We start from the raw sequence: 527 nt of genomic DNA on the forward strand, positions 1-527 counted from the left end.
TAGGGTCAGGACCTATTAAATCGCTTGCAAGAGGCATGGTTGGTTGATTCAATGGCAGCGTCAAGGAGGCGTTGGCTATGGATTATCCGTATTTGCTGAGCGAGGCGCAGATGCGCCGGATTGAGCCATTTTTTCCGCTATCGCATGGTATTCCGCGGGTCGATGACCGGCTGATTGTGTCGGCGATCATTTTCGTCATCAAGAACGGGCTGCGGTGGCGTGATGCACCGCGATCCTACGGGCCGCACAAGACGATCTACAACCGGTTCATCCGCTGGAGCCGCCTTGGCGTGTTCAACCGCATCTTTGTCGAGCTGGCGGGTAAAGCCGGAGAGCCAGACCGGATCATGATCGATGCGACACACCTCAAGGCTCACCGAACGGCGGCAAGCCTCTTAAAAGGGGGGCTCTTCCCCGATGTATCGGGCGCACCAAGGGCGGCTTGAACTCCAAGCTCCATGCCGTGTGCGACGGTGAAGGTCGCCCCATCATGATGATGCTCACCGAAGGCCAGATGAGCGACCACA

1 pseudogene is annotated in these 527 nt (G+C 57.7%); it reads left to right on the top strand.

The features are described from left to right. Positions 1-77: 77 nt before the first annotated feature. A pseudogene (locus NSO95_RS15240) lies at positions 78-527 on the top strand (IS5 family transposase); the annotation flags it as partial.

The sequence above is a fragment of the Parerythrobacter lacustris genome (assembly GCF_024626475.1).
GTDB lineage: Bacteria > Pseudomonadota > Alphaproteobacteria > Sphingomonadales > Sphingomonadaceae > Parerythrobacter_A > Parerythrobacter_A lacustris.